Raw genomic sequence first — 21,184 nt, 5'->3', positions numbered from 1 at the left:
GGAGCGAGTAGTATGAGTCGACATTTGATTGCGTTCTTTGCGGCGATCGCGATTGCTTTTAGTTTTGCACATTCGCCTGCGTCGAGTCAGCAAACAACGGATACATATATCGTACAGCCAGGGGACAGTTTATGGATAATTGCCATGAAGTATCAGATCGGTCTGGAGGAAATCATTCAAGCAAACCCTCAGATTCCCAATCCTGATCTGATATACCCGCAACAAAAGGTAACCGTACCCATGCGGACAGGGATGAGCCAAGTTGAACGAGAAGTGGTGCGACTTGTCAACGTTGAGAGACAAAATCGTGGTCTGTCTGCTTTAACGATTAACTGGGAAGTGTCTCGGGTAGCGCGCTACAAATCAATTGATATGCGGGACAAAAATTACTTTGACCATACGTCACCAACATATGGAACTCCGTTTACGATGCTGCAATCATTCGGGGTTTCCTTTCAGGCCGCAGGGGAGAACATTGCCGCTGGACAACCTACCGCCCAAGCGGTAATGAATGGTTGGATGAACAGTCCCGGGCATCGGCAAAATATTTTAAACCCCACATATAGCCAGATCGGAGTAGGAATGGCGCAAGGTGGGAGTTACGGTTACTACTGGTCCCAAATGTTTATTAATTAAAAGGGAGATTCCTGTCTGGCAAACTGGATTGACTGCCGGACAGGTTATTTTATCCCAATACAGTTAACATAATATTTGTTATGTAATTAATAGTGGATACATGATTACCATTGCGGGGGGAAATCTAAGATAAACCTGTAAAATGGCGTTTGTCAGACCAGTTTTAGCAGGGTAACAGTAGATGTTTGCCTGGAGCTTTGCTATGCTGGTAGGGGAAGGAATGAGAAAGATGGATATCATCATCTATGACTTAGAGACTACCTATAGCTATAAAAAAGGTCAAATTCCTGAGATTGTGGAGATCGGGGCCGTTCGTATTGACCCAAAAATAAGACAGATAACGGACAGTTTCCAATGTTATGTGTTTCCTCAGATTCGGGGAAAATTTGATAGCCGGACGATGCGCTTCATCGGAATGAAGGAAGAAGATCAGTTTAACGCTATTTCGTTTCCAGAGGCGTTGGAGCAATTAAAAAGCTGGATGGGAGACGATTATTATTTCTGTGCGTGGGGACCGGATGACAAGCGGATTTTTATTGAGCATTGTGTTCGGTTTGCTTTTTCATTTGATTGGTTGAAAAACACCAATAACATTCAAACGCCCATCTCTTTGCTGCTTGGTCCGGTTAAACAGATGGGGTTAGCCAAAGCAATGGAGATTGCGGGCCTTGATCCAGAGGGAAGATTGCACAGCGCGCTCGATGATTCCGTTAATACGGCCAAGCTGTTCCTTCACTGCTATGATCAAGTTCCTTTAGAAATAAATGATCCCCCTACATTTGAGGGGGAAAGTTGTCCGCTCTATCGTACATGCCGTGGATGCAAGAAAGAAAAATGGTATCGGCAATTTCGTTCACGCAAAAATTTTTGTATTCGATGTGAGTCTAGGTGGAAAGCTAAGCATTTCGCTTCTCAATCTCCTGTGTAACCACGAATGCCAGGTCCTCGTTTCCAAAGAGAGACAGCACGCTTAGCAACGTTTCATCGGGTATGTCTCCAGCTTCTTCTTTTGGGACGGTAACCTCCAGCATTTGTTTAAGCTGCTGATTAACTGGTTGAGCAGGGTAGGCTCTATTATACAATTCAAGAGGGTCCAAATCGTAATTGACACACCATTGAGCAAATACGAGAATCATCATGCCCTCATCACGTTGGTATTGCTGAATGATCTGTTGCTCGACTTCTTTTTGGCTCATGAGTTCCTCTCCTTCACTGACAATCAAATAAAATAACGGAAGGAAGGGGATATTCCCTTCCTTTTTTGTTGGTCAGCATGTTCTGTTTTCTAAAATTGTATCATTCTTTTCGCACCGTAGTAAGGATAGATCTTATCCATATTGGCAACCTTCTCGTATTTGACGATTTCCCCGTTTGCATGGATGATCATACCGTCACCGATGTACATCGCTACGTGTGAGATTTTTCCTTTTTTAAGGGAATCATAGAAGAGCAAGTCGCCTGGCTGCAACTGATCTCGTGGAACATCTTGTCCAACCGTAAACTGATCCTCGGACGTGCGGGGGAGAGTGACGCCAAGCTGTTTGTACACATAAGAAGTAAATCCGCTGCAGTCAAAACCGTCTGGGGTCGTACCACCTAACACATAGGGTGTATTTAATAAAGGTTGAACAATCTCAAGCAATGACTGATTATCCGCGTTTGGTGAAAGTTCAACTGGAACATAAGAAGTAATGTAAGGAGTTGCGACGTACGCATCCTGTCCATTGTAGTTGATTTTGGTCCAATCTGAATCGGAATCTATAACATTCACGATCGCACCTAAGCTGAGTTTGCTCAAAATAGCGCTGTCCGTTGAAGCCTGTTCTCGTACATTGAGTACAGGTACGGTTACTTTAGCCTGTGTATTTGCTTCAAGGGCTGTAGTTTGATGAGTTTCTTTTGCGTCTGGGACAGGCTGAGGAGCTGTTGGTGATGGTTGTGCTGCTACAGTGGCATTACCGATAGGCTGCTTAACTGATTGATTTTGAACGGGCTTATTCACGGTGCTTGAATTGGGTGCGGGTGCAGTGGTAGACCCGTTTGCTAACGAAGGATGAGTGGTAGGTACCTGTAACTGTTGACCAATGTGCAGCTTGTCATTGGCAAGGTGGTTGGCTTCCATAATGGATTGTACGGATGTTTGGTATTTTTTGGAGATCTGGAACAACGAATCTCCTTGGGCAACTGTATAAAGTACCGATTGAGACGAAGCGTATGTAGTTAAAGGAAATCCTAATCCGAGTACTACGGATGTCATGAAGAGAATCATATGTCGTTTCATCTGTCTAATCTCCTCTTGATAGAATAGTTCAACAAGTAAATTTTACCTGATTACTAGACAAGAATCTATCAATTTTCAACATTTTAGGCAGATAGTCCGACATTCTTGTAGAGATTTGACAGAAAGAGTGAAATTTTTGAAGCAGGATATACTACTTCTGAACCATTCCAGCAAAAGGAGAATCCATCATGACGAAAAATAAAAACATCAATGCCCAACAAGAAAGCTCCAAAGGAAAACCAGCAGATGTGAAAGCGAAGTCCCAAAAGAACAATGGTTTAAAAGGGACACATCAACATTAGAAGTTCTAGGTAATCCCAATCTTTCATACACATTCTTGTGAAAGAGAGGGATCTACCATGGTTGAAAAGTTTGCTCGTTTCTATGAATTAAAACAGTTAAAAAAGCAGATTGACGATGAAATTGAAGAGCTTCGAGCAGAATTCCTGGGACATTTTCAAGCGCCAATCAAATTGGATGTGGGAGATTACCAATTGAAGGTTACCTACCAGGAAAAACGCGAGTACGATGACAATAAAGTGTATAACGCCTTGCCAGACCCCTCGATCTGGCGTCTGGTCTCGAGGGTAGATCCTGCGAAACTGACGAGTCTCATCAAGTTGAATATTATTGGAGAGCATATTCTTTCGGATACCTACGAGTTAAAGAAGGTTCCCTACATTCAAGTTCAAAAACGATAAAAATAAGCTTGGCTTCGGCCAGGCTTCTTGTTATACATGGGATAGATAGATTTGGGAGGTACATGATGAAGATTAAACTCACGAGTATCTTTGTGGACAATCAAGACAAAGCACTTCAATTCTACACAGAGGTTTTGGGATTTGTGAAAAAGAAAGAGATACCGTTGGGAGAAGCCAAATGGTTAACAGTCGTTTCGCCCGATAGCCCTGAAGGAACCGAATTAGTTCTTGAGCCGAACAACAACCCTGCCGCCAAGACTTTCCAAAAGGCTTTGTTTGAGCAAGGAATACCTTTCACGGCTTTTGCTGTTGAGGATATTCATCAGGAGTATGAGAGATTGACGAAACTAGGTGTTGAATTTACGATGAAGCCTACTCAGGCAGGACCGGTTACACAAGCTGTATTGGATGATACATGCGGGAACTTGATCCAGATTTTTCAGGTTTAATTGCTACGGTTCAGTCAAAATATGGTATGATTATAAATGGAGTAAAATCCATATCCATACAGATAGGAGATCATCTCATGATTATCAAATACATTCGCTTGCGTTAATGTAAGGTACGACCTCATCCTGCTCATCCATTTTTTTGTTTGAAATGGTGGGTTTATTTGAGTTTGTCTTCTTACAATAAACACTGTGAATGAAATGAGGAGATCAATATGAACGAAAAGATCCTATCGATCAATGGAATTGATATTTGCACGGAGAGCTTTGGAGATCCGACTCAACCAGCTGTCTTATTGATTATGGGAGCGATGGCTTCTATGGTTTGGTGGGATGATGAATTCTGCCAACAACTGGCGGACAGCGGAAGATTCGTGATTCGATTTGATAACCGAGATGTAGGACGTTCCCATGTCTATGATCCGGGAACCGTGACTTATACGGTTGAAGATATGGCCGATGACGCGGTTGGGGTACTAGATGCCTACAACCTTGATCGTGCCCACATAGTTGGAATGTCTCTAGGCGGTATGATAGCCCAAATCATCGCAGTCAAACACCCGCAACGCGTGCTATCAATGACCCTCATGATGTCGAGCTTGTACGGTTCAGGCACGCGTGAATTGCCGCCGATCGATGAAAAGATCCTTGCATACCATGCCAATGGAGCCACTTTGGATTGGACAGACGAAAAGGCAGTCATTCACTATATGGCGGAAGGCTGGGGATTGCTCTCTGGTTCCAAGCATCCTTTTGATGAGCCAAGAGCATACAGGCTGGCCACGCAGGAAGTCAAACGTGCCAATAATCTCGTCAGTATGTTTAACCATGCCTTGCTAAAAGGTGATGCTGCCTTTGATGAGAAACTCAAGCACATCCAAGCTCCGGTTTTGATTATCCACGGAACTGAAGACCCGGTACTACCGTATGGACACGGTTTGGCACTGGCAGATGAGATTCCTCATGCGGTATTACTTACCCTTGAAGGAGTCGGTCATGAAATTCACGTAGCCGAATGGGACCGGATCATCCATACGATTTTGGAGCATACAACACGGTAAACAGATTGAAGTGGGTTGCATTTGCAGCCCACTTTCTTCATAATGTGACAACGCCGAAGAAGCACGAAGTCTGATTGGTTGTTAGGGCTTTGATTAGGTAGAAAGGAGCTCGTGATGCAAGTAAAACGCAAGATCCCAAGTAAACTTCTTACACCAACAAGCGGATTTCTAACGGGCTACTCCCATTCGCTGAACCCGTATGTCGGCTGCCAGTTTGCCTGTTCGTACTGTTATGTTCGCGAAAGTCCCGTCGCCAAATTCCGCCATGAACCCTGGGGAACCTGGCTGGATATCAAAGAACATGCGGCTAATAAACTGCGTAAGGAATTACAATCAGCGAAGAAAAAGGGACCCGTCACCATATTCATGAGCTCTGCCACCGACCCCTATCAACCAACGGAATATCGCGAACAGATCACCAGAAGTTTAGTAGAGGTCATGGCCGAAGAACGGCCTGACTTTCTACTGGTACAAACACGTTCCCCTTTGGTTCTCCGAGATTTGGATTTGTTTAAGCGAATGAAGGACTGTCTTCGAATCAGTATCACCATCGAGACGGATCGGGAAGAGATTCGCCAACGCTTCACGCCACAGGCCCCTCCACTTGCTGCTCGCATGCAAGCCTTGCAAGCTCTCTATCAAGCGGGTCTGGATGTTCAGGCAGCTGTCTCTCCGATTTTGCCCGCAAGTGATCAGTTTGCGGCGAAACTTGCTAAATGTACGCCACGGGTTTGTCTGGACAACTTTGTACTAGGGGATGGATCAGGAGGGAAACGCACCGCGAGATTGGGGATCTACCAGCGATACGAGGAAACTGACTTGGAAATGTGGTACAAGCCAGAAGCACTTGAGCGAGTTCGTCAGCAGTTTCTAGAGGTTTTTCCCGAGAATCAAGTCTTGATCAGTCAAGCTGGATTTCTGCCGTAATTTTATCTATTCAAAAAGAGAGTTCAGAATAGAGGTGTAGGCGAATGGAGCATTTAATCACGATGTTACAAGAGAAGCATGTTCAATTTGAATTCATACATCACGAAAAACAAATTCGAACTGCACAGGAAGGGGCAGATTATTTTGGCATCGACATTGGTCAGACGGCCCCAACATTAGTCCTCAAGTCAGAAAAAGGTTATTATGCCATTATCCTTTCTGGCAGCCGTGGGCGTATTCATTTGGAAGAAGTAGCCCAAATCTTGGGATGTGGTCAATTGAAGATGGCAACTCCAGAAGAAGTCGAACAAGTAACTGGATACACGGTAGGTAGTGTTTCTTTAGTGCTTTCGCTTCCTTGTATTGTGGATAGAAGGCTTTACCGCTTTCCATTTATTTATGGTGGTTCTGGGGAAACCACATCAACACTCAAAATTGCTCCCCAGGCTTTGGAAAAAATCAATCAAGTGGTTGCATATTGGGATTAAGGTGTCCATACGAATTTCAAATAAAAGTGTTCTGAATAAGGAGAGGGAAGTTATGACAACAGTAAATCAATCGCCAGAAGCAGTCGTGCAGCTGCAATTGGATGCCTATAACCGGAAAGATATTGAAGCCTTTTTACATACATACAGCCCACAGGTTGAAATCCTTGAGCATCCTTCCGGTAATCGAATCATGCATGGTCTTGCAGAATTGCGCGAGGTCTATACCAAGCTCTTTACGGATAATCCGGACATGCATGCGGAAGTTCTCAATCGGACGGTATTTGGGAAGTTTGTTGTTGATTTGGAGTATTTATCTGGACGGGTGAATCGTGAGCCTTTTGAAGCGCTCGCCATGTATGAGGTAGAAGACGGACGGATTACCCGCGTGTGGTTTGTTGGGTGATCTCGGCATACTTCAATGATTGAGAGAATTGACACAATTGCAAATAAATCTGAATGAAGGATTTGGTATACTAAAAAAAGGAATTGAAGGCGTACGAGGGGGAATTGAATCATGAAAAAGGTACTGCTAGCATATGATGGCTCAGAAAGCGCAGAGGCGGCTGTCCACCAATTGCTTGAACTGGGAAAGCAAATCTCTCAGCTGCAAATTGGCATTATCACAGTTATTCCTGATTCAGATAAATCTATTCTTGAACAAGTTCCCTCTTATGCCGAATGGCAGGCTCGGCTCTTTACTAAAGCTGAGAATGAAATCAAACAAGTATGTGCACAATTCGAAGCGGAAGGTCTTCATGCTGAAGGGATTGTCAGAATAGGGTCACCTGCTGTCACGATTATAGAAGAGGCCAATCAGAATCATTACGATACGATCATGCTCGGGCACCGGGAACACAATTTAGGCAGTGTGAGTATGAAGATTGTGGCACTCTCACCAGTAGGAGTCTATATCACAAGCTAAACTAGGCTTTGTAATTGGTCCATTTTCCAGATCAGTATGAGAATGATGTTCTTGGCTAAGCATTAAGAAGCCTACACAGGCTTACTAAAGGTTAGCCTTTTTTTATTTCCGCCAAAAAGTTGTACAGTCTACCTTCTCCAAAATATTAAATTCAATCATTTTCTCAAGCAATCCGTAATGTACCGGCTCATTCCACGGAATTCGAAACAAGCCTTTGGTAGCGGTGTAGCCAGCTTGTGCAATTTCATCGGCAAAGTGCGCAATGCCTGCTTCTTCGGGTGAAACGCTCAAATGATGTTTCGCTATGGAAAAGCCGATGATAAATGTGCCGTGATCGGAAAACATTGGCGTATTCCACTTGATTTGTGGTTCCAAATTTGGGAATTCAGTAGCAACCCACGCTAAAATTTCCTTTGTTCGGTCGCGGTGGTCGGGGTTATCGATACCTGATAAATATTTTGCGAAAACTTCCATATTGTTCCCCCTTAAAAAAATGATGTCTACCTATTTCCACAACTATATCTTTTACAACCTCGATAGTCAAAATGGCTTAAAACGCAAATGAGAGGCTGCTGGTTTGCCCAAAAGTATATAATTAGTGTGTTTTTTATTCTCATTTGCAAGAAATTCTTCTCATTTTTTTTTGTTATAGAAGGGTTCTCGTAAAGGCTGTTAAGATCTACTACACGCAAGCTCCTGACAACAGAATAGATGAGGTCTGGGGTAGCTTGAGATTCTTATTTCTGAGAACTTTTGGAAGCGTGTAACAGGTTTACGCCTATTTTTCTCGTTGGCATCATCCTTGCTTATTCATTTTATTGTCAAAAACGAGAAGGAAGGGTGAGTCTTATGAAACGCAAAACAAGAGAGGAATCCTTGCAATTAGCAAAAGAGATCCTCGGGTTCATCGAGTGCGAGACGCTCAGTGTCGAACAGAAAAAGCAAATTGTCAATGATTCCGTTGATAACTTCAGCAATTATGTGACCAAAGCGATTCTTAGCCATCGGAAATCGGTTTCCACGGATTACTCGGTTGTGGAGTGGGAAGATGAGGGAGCGGTTTTTAGGGATACCATGGGAGATGAATATATCGATTGTTTGGGCGGATATGGGGTCTACCTGCTGGGGCATCGCCACCCTAAGGTTGTGAAAGCGGTGGAGTCGCAGATCAAACGGTATGCGCTGCACAGCCAGGAGATGATAGACCCGCTACGTGGCTATTTGTCCAAACTGGTCGCCTATATTACACCAGGGGATCTGCAGCATTCCTATCTCGTCAACTGTGGGACAGAAGCGAATGAAATGGCGCTCAAACTGGCTCGTCTCGCTACTGGAAAGAAATATTTCATTACAATGGAAAAAGGCTTTCATGGCAAAACCCTTGGTTCTCTCTCCGCGTCTGGAAAAGCGTTATTCCGTGAACCGTATCTGCCGCTTGTCCCAGGCTTTCAGCATGTCCCTTATGGAAATGCGGATGCCGTGGAGGAAGCTATTCGAATGCTCATCAGCACTGGAGAGACGGTCGCAGGGGTTATTGTCGAACCAATTCAAGGGGAGGGTGGCGTCAATATTCCCCCCGATGACTATCTGCCTCGCCTTCGTCAAATTTGCGATCAATATGAGTGTTTGTTGATTGTAGATGAAGTGCAGACGGGAATGGGCAGAACAGGCACATTGTTTGGCGTCGATCACTGGAATGTAGTTCCTGATATTATGACGTTGGGCAAGGCTTTTGGAGGTGGAGTGATGCCGATTGCCGCCATGGTTGCGAAGCGTAAGTGGTGGAGCAAGATGGAGGAGAACCCGTTCTTGCTAGGCTCCTCGACCTTTGGTGGAAATCCGCTATGCTGCGCTGGCGCAATCGCTGGAATTCATACGATCTTGGAAGAGAATATTCCCCAAATGGCAAAGGAAAAAGGTGACTACATTCTTTCCAACCTGCGAGAAATCCAAAGTCGTTTTCCACAGATTTTGACCGAAGTTCGCGGGAGAGGATTGTTAATCGGGATGGAGTTCGCCAGCAATCATTTAGGGTATACCTTGGCGAAGCAATTATTTGGCAAAAAGATTCTGGTTGGAGGAACATTAAATAACGCTACTGTCATTCGACTGGAGCCTCCAGCGATCATTTCTTATGAACAATTGGATTACGTGCTAGCTTGTATTGAAGAGGGCATCATTCAATTGTCGAAGGAAATGAAAGTAAGAGTCTAAACGAAGTACATGAAAACAAAGGGACACCTATTTCGGTGTCCTTTTCGTATGAATTTGAATGATCATACAACTTGTCGCAAAGCAGGATCAGTCTAACGAATTTGAGCAGGGAAAACCATGATTTAGCATGTATAAGTTCCTGGAACTTACAAAATGTTGTTAAGTTTTGATGAAAATTAGCTCTATAGCGTTTGTTGTTTAATTATACTTAGTTATAATTAGTTATATTTATTTATGTCTAATTTAGTTAAATTGTTTTGCTTGGTGTAATGGGATGAAAGAAACCTAATAAAACAAATTGTACAGATGAGGTGTTGGAAGCATGAGATCATTGCAGGATGTAGTTGACAAGTCCCTACCCGAATGGGCTGAAGAAAGAGCCCAAAAGCATCATCAGTCAGGTTTGAATGGGGCTCAGTCTGTTCTCAAGGCTATGATGGATGCCCAAATTATTCCCGATATGCCTACGCTTGTAGAGATGACTGCTACTTGGAAGGGGGGAGTATGTGGGCAGGTCTGCTCGGCGTTGGCTGGAGGGACACTGGTACTTGGGACAATGGATCAGGCAGATAAAAAAACGGCGGATTTCCAAAAATGGTTCATGGAAACATTCGGTTCGCACGATTGTTCAACCATTACCAAACGAGTGGGGGGCAGACCATCCCCGGAGCAAAAGGCATACTGTGATCAGATTTGCCAAAAAACAGCGTACTATCTAACCAATCAAAAGACTTCGAGTCTATCGAACCTAACAGATCATTCCCATGGTAGTTAGTGACACTCATGAAGACAATTTAATGCAGCACCATCCCATTCATAAGTGAAACCGGCCATACTTCACGGCCGGTTATTAGGTGCTCTCTGTGAAAAGCCGTTTATTTTAGCTCGATTGTCTGGTTCATTTGCGCCATAGTAGCCTGATTAATTAATCCGAGTCTCCATAACGCGATTCCCTTCAATCCATACCGTTTGGCCAAGCCGATTTTGGCGTTGATACTCTGTTCATTTTCACTGCCCATTGAAATACCCAGAATCAGTTGATCTTTCGGCACTTGCTTGAGCGCTAGTTGAATTGCTTCGTTTACTTTATTGAGCGGTTCGGGAGATTTTTCCGATTCGTATCCATAGGCCATGATAATCAGATCATCGGCAAGTGTCTTGAGAATGGCATAATCATATCCTTGGTAAGCCCCATTTAGAGGGTGCAGCACCAACGTGAGCTTTGTGTTTTGTTCATGAGCTTTTTTGGCGAGTTGACTTACGAACTGATTGTATTTCGCTTTGCTATTGCTAGGATCACCCTGTAACCCGAGCCCTTCAAAATCAAGAACGATTCCTTCAAAGTGCTTATCGCGCGCGATAGAGAGGATTTGATCAACGGCTTTGTCACGCAGTTGTTGATTGTCCAACAGTTTCGTTAATTCACCTTTGGCATCTCCGGCAAAAACCATCAAATAGGGTGAAGTGCCAGAAGCTTTGGAATCGTCGATGATCGATTCAGGCGTAATATCACCGGCGGCTTGCGGCCAGTAGAAGTCTTTTCCCGCAAGCGTCACATTTCCATTGCCATCAATCCGACTCCAGCCGAAAGCGACAGAATCAAAAGAGTGGATCAGTTGCTTCTGTCCAAAAGATGAGATGGCGTAAAATGCCGTTGTATAGAGATGCTCCCTCGGTGAGGTAATGGATACGGTTCTGGTCTGGGCATTCCAGCTGACGCTAGCGCCAAACTGCTTACTGAAGAAGCTTAAGGGAATTAAGGTGTGTCCGTTCTTTTCCACTGGTGCGACAGGCAGACTGGATATCTGACCGTTGACTGTGATTGACGGATTGCCAAGCTGAAGTTGGACATTTATTTCACCATTCGCGGTTGTTTTGTGAGCGAGTATCGTTTCAGTTTCTGGAACCCACTGAACACTTACTCCCATCGCTTCAGAGATGGCTCGAAAGGGAACCATCGTATAACCGTTAATGATGACGGGCGGTGTGGGGAAGGTAAGGGGGTATCCGTCAAGCAGGATAGTTGCACTGTTAGTTGAAGCGTGTGCAATTGGCATCGAATATCCCGATACGCTACTCAAACAGAAAAACAGGGCTAGTAAGGCAATTTTTACGATTTTCACGACTTTCTCTCCTTTACAACAAAAGCATTGCGTAAAACTTGTTAAACCTTTCGAAATCCTTGTAATCTTCGGTGTTCAAATCTTTTGAGGATGAGCTATGAACAAGAATACTCTATGATCATGAATTGGTAAATGATAGTTAGCTGTAATTTATGTGAAACTTGAGATGAAAAAAACCACTTGAGCCTCCTTTCATTCTTCTTGAAGTAAGTGAAACGTCAAGAGAATGGAGAAAGGAATGATTCAAGTGGTTTTATGATTTACTGGGAGCTTTTTACCTCGGACCAGATGCGGTCGTAAAGCTTCACGGAATCGCCAATGTCCTTGATCCCTTCCGTGCGCTTCATTTCTTCTGGTGGCGGATAAATGGCGATATTGTCCAAAGTCGCTTTGTCGATCAGTTTGCGCGCTTCAGAGTTCGGGTTAATGTACGGGAAGGTTTTGGAGATTTCCGCGCTGATTTCTGGTTCAAGCAGGAAGTTGATGAAGGCTTCGGCAGTCTTTTTATGCTTGGCGCCCTTGGGAATGACAAAGTTGTCGAAAGCGATCAATAATCCTTCTTTGGGTAGAATGGTTTTGATCTGTGGTTTTTCCCGTTGAGCCAAAGCGATTTCAGGACCCCAAGAGAGAGCGATCGAGACTTCACCGTTAATCAAGAGGGTTTTGGGACTATCACTGTCGAACGCTTTGACATTGGGCATCAGTTTTAGCATTTTTTGTTTGGCTTCTTCCAGATGGGCAGGATCCGTGTCATTGCCGGAGTAACCTAGTGTCTTCAACACCATTCCGAGAACGAAACGCTGGTCATCCAAAAGCACGATCTGTCCCTTCAATTCAGGCTTCCATAAATCCTCATAGCTGTTGATTTCTACTTTTACCTTATCCGGATTAATGCCAAGCGATTGTGTATTTCCCATGTACGGGATGCAGTATTTATTTCCAGGGTCAAATTCCTTGTTGATGAAATCAGAAGACAAGTTCTTGAAGTTCGGCACGTTGTTCAAATCAAGCGGCTCGATCAAGCCTTGCTGTACCATCGGCTGAACGATGTAATCACTGGCAACAGTCAGATCATAGATGCCGCCGCCGGCCGAGACCTTGGCGAGCATTTCTTCATTCGACGAGAAGGTGCTGTAATTCACTTTGACGCCGTATTTTTGCTCAAACTTCTGGATGACGGAATCTGGAAGGTACTCGGACCAGTTGAAGACATTCAATTCCTTGTCGAGTCCAGAGCCTGTCTGCGCATCTGTTCCGGGTGTAGAAGACGGCTGCGAGCTGCAGCCAGCCAACAGAAGAGAACTGGAGAGTGCGGTGATACTTAAGAGAGAAGCTACCTTGCGCCACTTGGGATTCATATGAAAACCTCCTTTAGTTCGTTACTTGCTTTTCAACCGCATACGTTCGGCGATGACGACTATGAACAGGGTAACGAGCAGCATCAGAGTCGAGAGGGCATTAATTTCAGGAGTTACCCCAAATTTGACCATGGAAAATATCTTTAACGGTAGTGTCGCGCTTCCAGGCCCCGCAACGAAAAAGCTGATAATCACATCATCAATGGAAAGCGTAAAGGCCAAGAGCGCGCTGGCCACGACTCCAGGAGCAATGATAGGAAGCGTCACTTTGAGAAAGGTTTGCCAAGGGGTAGCGCCTAAATCCATTGCGGCTTCCTCCATGCTTCGATCAAATCCCTCCAGTCGTGCCTTGACGACCACCACAACAAAGGGGACGGAGAACGTGATATGGGCTGCGATTAACGTAAACAGACCAAGTGAAACATGCAATTGTGTAAACAGGATGAGCAGCGAGATTCCCATGACAATCTCGGGGATAACGATCGGAAGGTACAGCAAAGCGTCCAATGCTGTCTTCCCCCGAAAATGATAGCGGTACATCCCCACAGCAGCCAAGGTTCCAATCATCGTCGAGGCGATCGTGCTGATCAGAGCGACCATTAGGCTTGTGTACATCGCTTCGAGTACCTCTTGGTTATGCATGAGCTTTACATACCAATCCAGTGTAAACCCCGTCCAAACCGCATTCAGCTTCGACTGATTGAACGAGTAGATCATGAGAATAGCGATGGGAACATAGAGAAACAAATAGATAAGCGAAGCATAGAGTGCCGCTGTCTTTTTGCCGAAGGAGAGATTCAACTAGACCAGCTCCTTTCCGGCTCTATCCCCTGAGAAACGAAGATACAATAGAATAAACAGCATAGTCACACCCATCAAGATGATCGAAGTAGCGGAGCCAAAGGGCCAATCCCGGGCCGTCAGGAATTGATTCTTGATGAGATTGCCAATGAGAACCGTCTTGCTTCCCCCCATTAGATCAGGAATGAAGAATAAGCCAAGCGATGGGATGAATACAAGTAGAGAGCCTGCTACGATCCCGGGTGTAGTAAGGGGCAGTGATACTTTGAGAAAGGTTTGCCAAGGCTTGGCGCCTAGATCCGCTGCCGCTTCCAGGTGGGTACGTTCCAGTTTTTCGATAGAGGCATAGAGCGGGAGAATCATAAACGGTAGCATGGTGTAAACAAGCCCGATCAATACAGCAAATTCGTTATACATAAGCTCAAGAGGCTGCCGTATCAGTCCCAAGTTTAGCAAGAACGTGTTGATGACACCTTCCGTTCGCAAGAGGACAATCCAGGCGTACGTCCGAATCAGCGAGTTCGTCCAAAATGGAACAATGACCAGCATTAACAGGATATTGCGCATGCGCTCCGGTGATTTGGCGATGATGTAAGCGAATGGATAGCCAACAATCAGACAGAGGAGTGTCGTGACCAGAGCGATTAAGCAGGATATCCAGAAGATTCGTAAATAAAGCGGGTCGACGAAGCGGGTATAATTCTCCACGGTAAACGTATAAATGATCCCGCCAAAGGTGCTCCGGGTAAAAAAGCTGACCAGAAACACGAATGCGAGAGGAATCAGGAAAAGCACGACCATCCAGATGACCACAGGCGATACTGTCCAATAGACCCCAAAATCTCGACGAATCCGCTTGGTGGAAGGAAGTGTATCAGGCGGTTTCATGGCTGCAACACCACCGAATGTGAGGCGTTCCAGTTGATGAACAATTGATCGGAGGGATTCGCTTGAACAATTCGGTCTGTTTTCTCGTGTGTGGTAATGGAGTGACCTGATTGGGTCTGCAGGATGGTTTTGGTCATCAGCCCACAGTAAATGCGCTCGATCAGACGGACGGCGAGATGGTTATCCGCATCAGCGAGCGGTTCCGTGGAGAGAGTGGTTCGCTCCGGACGAATAGCTACCGTAACAGAGTCTCCGATGGTAAAGGCTCTTTGTTTGGCTGAACGCAAGGAAGTGCTATTGCAGTTGATGTGATAAGAAGTGGCTTCGACAGACTCAATCGTACCTGGTAAAAAGTTCATTTCGCCAATAAATTCGGCCACGAACGTAGTGTGCGGCTGATCATAGATTTCGTCTGGAGTTCCTACCTGTTCCAAAAAGCCCTGATTCATCACGGCGATCCGATCAGACATCGTCAATGCCTCTTCCTGATCATGCGTGACAAAAATAAACGTAATTCCCAGTTGACGCTGCAAGTGCTTCAATTCTACCTGCATCTGTTTGCGCAATTTTTGGTCGAGTGCGCCTAGTGGTTCGTCAAGCAAAAGAACTTTCGGGTTATTTACAAGTGCTCGCGCAATGGCAATGCGTTGCTTCTGACCACCGCTTAGCTGATCCGGCTTCCGTGAAGCATAGGATTCCAGCTGGACGAGTCGAAGCGCTTCCCGAACGCGGCGATCGACCTCCGCTTTGGCTACTTTTTTCAGCCGCAAGCCAAAGGCAATATTCTCATAGGCCGTTAAATGGGGGAATAACGCGTAGCTTTGGAACACCGTGTTGACATTACGCTCATAGGCTGGTTGACCATCCACACGCGTCCCATTCAGGACGATTTCTCCCGAGGTAGGTTGCTCGAACCCAGCAATCATTCGCAAAGTGGTGGTTTTCCCGCAGCCACTGGGCCCAAGCAGCGTGATAAATTCTCCTGGCTGAATCTGCAATGAAAGATTTTGAACGACTGTATGTTGGTTGAATGTTTTAAAAATGTTGTTTAACTCTACCATAGGCAATGTCATTAAAACCTCCTCCTTAAAATTATTTCTCACTAAGAAATACTGTAGGATTCCAGCTTGCGATAAAGGGTAGCAAGACCAATTTCCAGTTTCTCCGCAATGGTGCGCTTAGCTTCAAGTGTGGTCCCATATCGTTCCAGCATGCGCAGAATGATCTGCACTTCTTGCTGTTTAAGTTGATCTTTTAAAGAGAGCTCAAGGATCGATCCTTTCTCGTTTGAGGTGCTAACTGAAGAGGAGTGAAGGTATTGTTTGATTCGCAAAGGAATCGCATCAAGTCCGATGATGGAGGAAGTCTCCATATTAACCGCGTACTCGATCGCGTTCTCAAGCTCCCGTACATTGCCTGGCCACTCATAGTGAAGGAAAAGCTGTTTGACTTCATGCGTGAAGCAACTGATTTGCGGGTTGGTATTCTCCTTGTATTTCGCCAAGAAGTAATCCATCAACAGGAGGATGTCCTCAGCTCGTTCGCGCAATGGAGGCATATGGAGTGGAATAACGTTCAGACGGAAGTATAAATCAGCGCGAAATTCCTTCATTTCAACCATCTCTTCCAAACTTTTATTCGTAGCAGAGATGACGCGAACATTCACGGAGATCAGCTGATTCGATCCGACTCGTTCTACCTGCTTGGATTGCAGAACATGCAACAGCTTCACTTGGAGGTGCAACGGAAGGTCTCCAATCTCATCGAGGAAGATCGTTCCGCCGTCCGCTAATTCAAATTTGCCTGCTTTGCCTTCTTTTTTGGCCCCGGTAAAAGCCCCTCCCGCATACCCGAAAAGCTCACTCTCCAACAATGTTTCAGGAATCGCCCCACAATTGACGATGATAAACGGCCCATCCCGTCGATTACTGGCGGAATGAATGGCGGCGGCCATCATGCCTTTGCCTGTTCCGCTTTCTCCCGTGATAAGAATATTAGAAGTACCTCTGGCAACTTGCTGGGCTTGTTTAAGAACAAGCGACAAGGAGCGGCTGTTTCCTTTTAACTCTGTAAACAACAAGTCCTTGGTTTCACCTGTTATCGAATAAGCGAGTCGGCGCATATCAGCCATTCGACGAAATGTCGCGACGACTCCAGCTGTCTTCTTGTCAATGAGAATAGGGCGCGCTGTAATCATCAAGTGCATCTGATGTCCGCCGACTGTGTAAATCTCTTCTTGTTCGAGATACCCTTGGTGAGAATGAAGAACATTCAGCATAGGGGAGTTGGGCCAGACGTCCTTCATTTTTTTCCCGATTAACTCCGATTTATCTTGTTGAATCAGCTCTTGGGCTGCCTGATTGCAAGTCGTGATGACCCCCTGCTCATCGATGGCAATGATTCCCTCATGAATGGATTCAATCAGTACTTCTAGCTGTCGCATCGAGCGCTTCCAATTATGAAAGGCATCCGCTGCCGTTAATTTCTCGGTCATTAAATCGCTCATCCGCTGTAAAAAGGTGAACAAGGGGAGCTTGTTTTTGAGCAAGAATTGATGCTGAACCTCGTCAAAAGCGATAAGCCCAATGACTCCAATCACTTTTCCCTCATAATTAATCGGTGCGCACAATTCCGCCAGTTCTTCTGTCTGACCGACTAGCACGGATGGATCATAGGATGGATCGCTTCTTGCGTCCTCGATGAAATAGGCTTGATTATTGCTGATGACGCGACCGTATAAATAACCGGCATCGACTTGTCCATTCTCTTCTTTCGTATTGATCCGTTCCTTGTAAGCGCCAGTGCCAGCAATAATTGTCATCGTATCATCGACAATCTCGCATTCGATTTGCAACGCGGCTGAGATCGCCTCGGCAACTTGTTGGACAGTATCCTGAATCCCTTGCAATACGCTCATCCTCCACCTCCGTTGTTCAGACTGATAATCTCATTCATGTTTTTGTTCACCAAATTAGGATTGTTGGTATTCAGTCTATTCTCACTTTTGTCGCTTCAAAACCAAAACATAGTCTGAATTTTCGTGAAATATGTGAAATGAGAAAAGATACGGCTGAATATACATGATAGCAAGGTTTCTCACGGGTAAGAATTAAGCTCGATCCACAAGCGGTTGGCAGAGGCTTGATTACCTGAGGAACAAGCCTAATTCAGTTTTAAGGGGGACTATTCGCTTGAACACACAAACCAATCACGTATGGAAGATGTATTTCGCTGGAGAATGAGTGGAGGCCGGTGAAGGAGAAGTACGAAGCGCTATGGGGCTGGTATGACAACGACTAAAACAAAGGGGGAAGATTTCATGAAACAAGCAAGAAAATGGCTTAGCATCCTGTCCAGTCTGGCAGTGACGGCAATTCTTGCAACCGCTTGCGGCGGAGGAGGCCAACAAGTTGCGCCAACCTCATCGTCTACACCTTCCAATACGCAGTCAACACAACCATCTGATGCCGATCTGAAGGCAAAATTCAGCGGACAAACCTTAAATCTCCTCACCTGGGAAGGGTACGCTGATCCCAAGTTTACCAAGGGCTTTGAAGAGAAGTACGGGATAAAAGTAAATCCCACCTATTTTGGATCCAGTGACGAGTTGGTTGCGAAGCTGAAGGCAGGCGGAGGGAATACGTACGACATCATCTCACCATCCTCCGATGTTGCCTGGATGCTGATTCAATCCGACATGATCGAGCCGATTGATCCGACCAAGATTTCCGTATTTAACGATCTAAACGAAAAACTGCGCAGTCTCTCCGATGTGCAGAAGGATGGCAAACTGTATGGATTGCCGTTTACCTGGGGACCCGACTACCTGATTTATGATTCCGATGTGATCAAGGAAGAACCGAAATCATGGAAGGTATTTTGGGAACCGCAGTACAAAGGGAAGGTATCAATCTGGGATGACATCTCCAACATTTATCTCATTGGGCAAATGGAGGGCTTGGACAAAACCGATCAGTCAGGGATATACAACATGACCGAGGAACAACTGCAGAACGCTAAACAAAAGCTGATTGAACTCAAACCGCAAATCCGCAAATACTGGGCGACTGGTGGAGAATTAAACGACTTGTTTGCCAATAAAGAAGTCGTAGTTGCTGTAGGTTGGCCATTAACCGTTAAAGAGGTGAACGACAAAGGCCGGCACCTAAAATGGACAATCCCGGAAGAAGGGGCAACCGGCTGGATTGACCGTTTGATGATTGTCAAAGGAACACAGCATCGTGAACTGGCGGATTTGTACCTCGATTACATCAGTCAGCCCAAACAACAGGCGCTTGTCGCTGAAGTGACCAATTACAGTGTAGCCAACCCTAAATCCGCAGAATTCATGAGCCCAGCTCTCCAGGAGATCACCTACATCAAGGACATGGATAAGATGTTCACGCGGCTCAACTTCTGGCAATATGTCAAAGATCGGTCTCGTTACAACGAGATTTGGACGGAAGTTAAAACCAACTAAGCGTTAACCGGCAACGAAGAGGTCATTGCCCTATTTTTAAATCAGATTCGCAAGTGAAGGTTGGGGATGAGAATCTGGACGCTCATCCCTCTCCATATCTTGGATGAATACATGTTCTTGAAATTCAAACTGTGGATGACGAGAGGAGAGAGTAGACAGCAATGAATTTTTTAGCCAAACGCAAATTTTTGTTTCCGTTGCTGCTACCGCCGGCAACCTGGCTTTTTGCTTTTTTGTTCATGCCTTATCTCAATCTGTTTACCTACAGCTTTTGGAAGCCAGGTCCTTTTATCGAGGTGGTCAAGGAGTTTAATCTGAATAACTACTTGAAATTTTTCACGGCTACCACCGGGGGGAATGCGCCTTATTCAGTCTTGATTGACACGCTGCAATTGGCTTTGATTGTCACGATTATGACGGTGTTGATCAGCTATCCACTGGCTTATTACATCAATTTCAAAGTAAAAAACCTGAAGCAAACGATCTATATGCTGGTGATCATCCCGCTTTGGGTCAGTTATATTGTAAGGGCATACGCATGGAAAATCGTACTGGGCACGAACGGTTTACTGAATTCCGCGTTAATCTTTCTTGGTCTGACGGACAAACCTCTGGAAATTTTTCTATACAGTAAAATCTCGGTCATCATTGGAATGGTTCACATCTACGCGCCATTTGTCCTGATGCCGATTTATACATCCCTTGAACAAATTCCTCGCAACCTGATGGAGGCTTCCAGAGATTTGGGCGCCAATCGCATGCGAACCTTCCGACACATTGTCTTTCCTTTATCACTTCCCGGGGTAATCGCAGGATCAACATTTGCGTTTGTGCTCTCCATGGGAGACTTTTTAGCTCCGTCTTTGCTGGGTGGCCCCGGAAGCAGTACCATGATCGCTAATGTGGTGCAGCAGCAGTTTGGCACCTCCAATAACTGGCCGTATGGTTCAGCGATCGGCATCATAATTCTCCTTTTGGTTCTCGCGATTCTGGAAATAACGGGTCGCTCTGAAAAAAGATTTGCCGCTTTGGATACTTCACTGGGAAAAGGTAGGTGAGAAGGATGGCAATTCGCGGTTGGGATTGGATCACGAAGCTGCTGTGGCTCTTCTCCGTCCTGGTGCTCGGGTTTATTTATTTGCCCTTGTTTGTAGTGGTTCTTTACTCCTTCAATGCTGATAGCGTGAACAGCTTTCCGATTACTGGATTCTCATTCAAATGGTATCACGTCATGGCACAGAACAAGGCGTTGATCGAATCATTAGAGCATTCCTTGACTGTCGCCTCTATTAGTACCTGTGTCGCTATCCTATTGGGGGTACCTGGAGCGTTCGCGTTGGATCGATTTCAATTTATCGGTAAAAAGATTTTTGAGAGGATCGTACTCTTGCCGTTAATCCTGCCAGGAATTCTTACGGGTGTGGCCATGCTTAGCTTTTTTCAGGAAGTGGGGATCAAGCAGTCGATGCTCGCTGTCGTGATTGGACACTCGACCTTCCTTGTGGCAATTGTCATGACACAGGTTCTAGCCAGGTTAAAACGGTTGGACCGTTCCATTGAAGAAGCATCTCTTGATCTGGGAGCATCCAGGATTCAGACATTCTGGCATGTGATTCTGCCCAATATTCGGACAGCACTGATCGGATCGGCGCTTCTCGCTTTTACGTTGTCATTGGATGAGATTCCTGTGACCTTTTTCTTAAACGGAGTCTACAGCACTTTGCCGATTCAGATTTGGGGAATGACTCGCAACGGAATAACTCCGGAAGTGAACGCCATCTCAACACTGGTGTTCGTCAGTTCGATCATTCTCATCGTCATCTCAACCAAACTGACACGTCGAGAGGAATAGGAG

23 protein-coding genes are annotated in these 21,184 nt (G+C 45.3%); 14 read left to right on the top strand and 9 right to left on the bottom strand.

Going from position 1 to position 21,184, the window contains the following annotated elements:
* Nucleotides 1-12 precede the first annotated feature (12 nt).
* Together safA and ACQCN2_RS06710 are read left to right on the top strand one after the other, a co-directional pair.
* Nucleotides 13-636 carry a SafA/ExsA family spore coat assembly protein gene (safA, locus tag ACQCN2_RS06715; RefSeq protein WP_426928118.1) on the top strand — a complete coding sequence of 208 codons (624 nt, stop codon included), beginning with the start codon at nt 13-15 and terminating at the stop codon, nt 634-636.
* A 181-nt stretch (nt 637-817) separates the two neighbouring features.
* Nucleotides 818-1,564 carry a 3'-5' exonuclease gene (locus tag ACQCN2_RS06710; RefSeq protein ID WP_426928117.1) on the top strand — a complete coding sequence of 249 codons (747 nt, stop codon included), beginning with the start codon at nt 818-820 and terminating at the stop codon, nt 1,562-1,564.
* On the opposite strand, the gene ACQCN2_RS06705 is transcribed toward ACQCN2_RS06710, so the two are convergent.
* Complete coding sequence (locus ACQCN2_RS06705) at nt 1,533-1,832, bottom strand: hypothetical protein (RefSeq protein ID WP_426928116.1); 300 nt, start codon at nt 1,830-1,832, stop codon at nt 1,533-1,535. The genes ACQCN2_RS06710 and ACQCN2_RS06705 overlap by 32 nt on opposite strands.
* A gap of 89 nt (nt 1,833-1,921) precedes the next feature.
* Nucleotides 1,922-2,917 (bottom strand): C40 family peptidase, encoded by a 996-nt coding sequence (locus ACQCN2_RS06700; protein ID WP_426928115.1) that lies wholly within the window; start codon nt 2,915-2,917, stop codon nt 1,922-1,924.
* Nucleotides 2,918-3,276: 359 nt separating this feature from the next.
* Here ACQCN2_RS06700 and ACQCN2_RS06695 point away from each other — a divergent pair, with 359 nt between their 5' ends.
* The 7 genes from ACQCN2_RS06695 (at nt 3,277) to ACQCN2_RS06665 (ending at nt 7,465) form a co-directional block, all read left to right on the top strand.
* Complete coding sequence (locus tag ACQCN2_RS06695; RefSeq protein ID WP_426928114.1) at nt 3,277-3,618, top strand: hypothetical protein; 342 nt, start codon at nt 3,277-3,279, stop codon at nt 3,616-3,618.
* A gap of 65 nt (nt 3,619-3,683) precedes the next feature.
* Nucleotides 3,684-4,067 (top strand): VOC family protein, encoded by a 384-nt coding sequence (locus ACQCN2_RS06690; RefSeq protein ID WP_426928113.1) that lies wholly within the window; start codon nt 3,684-3,686, stop codon nt 4,065-4,067.
* A 215-nt stretch (nt 4,068-4,282) separates the two neighbouring features.
* Complete coding sequence (mle, locus tag ACQCN2_RS06685) at nt 4,283-5,128, top strand: alpha/beta fold macrolide esterase (RefSeq protein ID WP_426928112.1); 846 nt, start codon at nt 4,283-4,285, stop codon at nt 5,126-5,128.
* Nucleotides 5,129-5,242: 114 nt separating this feature from the next.
* Nucleotides 5,243-6,055, top strand: a complete 813-nt coding sequence (locus ACQCN2_RS06680; protein ID WP_426928111.1) for an SPL family radical SAM protein — start codon at nt 5,243-5,245, stop codon at nt 6,053-6,055.
* A 44-nt stretch (nt 6,056-6,099) separates the two neighbouring features.
* Nucleotides 6,100-6,543: an aminoacyl-tRNA deacylase gene (locus ACQCN2_RS06675; protein ID WP_426928110.1), complete on the top strand. Its 444-nt coding sequence runs from the start codon at nt 6,100-6,102 to the stop codon at nt 6,541-6,543.
* 52 nt (nt 6,544-6,595) lie between these two features.
* Complete coding sequence (locus tag ACQCN2_RS06670; protein ID WP_426928109.1) at nt 6,596-6,946, top strand: nuclear transport factor 2 family protein; 351 nt, start codon at nt 6,596-6,598, stop codon at nt 6,944-6,946.
* 111 nt (nt 6,947-7,057) lie between these two features.
* Nucleotides 7,058-7,465, top strand: coding sequence for a universal stress protein (locus tag ACQCN2_RS06665; RefSeq protein ID WP_426928108.1), 408 nt, complete (start codon nt 7,058-7,060; stop codon nt 7,463-7,465).
* Nucleotides 7,466-7,567: 102 nt separating this feature from the next.
* Here ACQCN2_RS06665 and ACQCN2_RS06660 read toward each other — a convergent pair whose 3' ends face one another.
* Nucleotides 7,568-7,939: an iron chaperone gene (locus ACQCN2_RS06660; RefSeq protein ID WP_426928107.1), complete on the bottom strand. Its 372-nt coding sequence runs from the start codon at nt 7,937-7,939 to the stop codon at nt 7,568-7,570.
* Nucleotides 7,940-8,314: 375 nt separating this feature from the next.
* On the opposite strand from ACQCN2_RS06660, the gene ACQCN2_RS06655 reads away from it, so the two are divergent.
* Entirely contained in the window at nt 8,315-9,679 is a 1,365-nt protein-coding gene (locus ACQCN2_RS06655; protein ID WP_426928106.1) for a putrescine aminotransferase, read from the top strand.
* A gap of 322 nt (nt 9,680-10,001) precedes the next feature.
* Entirely contained in the window at nt 10,002-10,454 is a 453-nt protein-coding gene (locus ACQCN2_RS06650) for a C-GCAxxG-C-C family (seleno)protein (protein WP_426928105.1), read from the top strand.
* 100 nt (nt 10,455-10,554) lie between these two features.
* Here the strand turns inward: ACQCN2_RS06650 and ACQCN2_RS06645 are convergent, their stop codons facing one another.
* The 6 genes from ACQCN2_RS06645 to ACQCN2_RS06620 form a co-directional block, all read right to left on the bottom strand.
* Entirely contained in the window at nt 10,555-11,802 is a 1,248-nt protein-coding gene (locus ACQCN2_RS06645) for a stalk domain-containing protein (protein ID WP_426928104.1), read from the bottom strand.
* Nucleotides 11,803-12,062: 260 nt separating this feature from the next.
* Nucleotides 12,063-13,160, bottom strand: coding sequence for an ABC transporter substrate-binding protein (locus tag ACQCN2_RS06640; protein ID WP_426928103.1), 1,098 nt, complete (start codon nt 13,158-13,160; stop codon nt 12,063-12,065).
* A gap of 21 nt (nt 13,161-13,181) precedes the next feature.
* The gene (locus ACQCN2_RS06635; RefSeq protein ID WP_426928102.1) at nt 13,182-13,961 is read right to left on the bottom strand and encodes an ABC transporter permease; all 780 of its coding nucleotides are present in this window, start codon (nt 13,959-13,961) and stop codon (nt 13,182-13,184) included.
* Complete coding sequence (locus tag ACQCN2_RS06630; RefSeq protein WP_426928189.1) at nt 13,962-14,762, bottom strand: ABC transporter permease; 801 nt, start codon at nt 14,760-14,762, stop codon at nt 13,962-13,964.
* Between the two features lie 83 nt (nt 14,763-14,845).
* A complete protein-coding gene (locus tag ACQCN2_RS06625) occupies nt 14,846-15,922 on the bottom strand; it encodes an ABC transporter ATP-binding protein (RefSeq protein ID WP_426928101.1) in 1,077 nt (358 codons plus the stop codon).
* 29 nt (nt 15,923-15,951) lie between these two features.
* Entirely contained in the window at nt 15,952-17,766 is a 1,815-nt protein-coding gene (locus tag ACQCN2_RS06620; RefSeq protein ID WP_426928100.1) for a sigma-54-dependent Fis family transcriptional regulator, read from the bottom strand.
* 402 nt (nt 17,767-18,168) lie between these two features.
* Here ACQCN2_RS06620 and ACQCN2_RS06615 point away from each other — a divergent pair, with 402 nt between their 5' ends.
* From ACQCN2_RS06615 to ACQCN2_RS06605, 3 genes are all read left to right on the top strand, one after another.
* Nucleotides 18,169-19,329 carry an ABC transporter substrate-binding protein gene (locus ACQCN2_RS06615; protein ID WP_426928099.1) on the top strand — a complete coding sequence of 387 codons (1,161 nt, stop codon included), beginning with the start codon at nt 18,169-18,171 and terminating at the stop codon, nt 19,327-19,329.
* A gap of 161 nt (nt 19,330-19,490) precedes the next feature.
* Complete coding sequence (locus tag ACQCN2_RS06610) at nt 19,491-20,387, top strand: ABC transporter permease (protein ID WP_426928098.1); 897 nt, start codon at nt 19,491-19,493, stop codon at nt 20,385-20,387.
* A gap of 5 nt (nt 20,388-20,392) precedes the next feature.
* Complete coding sequence (locus ACQCN2_RS06605) at nt 20,393-21,181, top strand: ABC transporter permease (RefSeq protein WP_426928097.1); 789 nt, start codon at nt 20,393-20,395, stop codon at nt 21,179-21,181.
* Nucleotides 21,182-21,184: the final 3 nt, after the last annotated feature.

The organism is Brevibacillus ginsengisoli (genome assembly GCF_050113715.1).
Classification (GTDB): domain Bacteria; phylum Bacillota; class Bacilli; order Brevibacillales; family Brevibacillaceae; genus Brevibacillus_H; species Brevibacillus_H ginsengisoli.
Note: the sequence above shows the minus strand (reverse complement) of the source record. Positions and strands in the feature narration are given on the sequence as shown.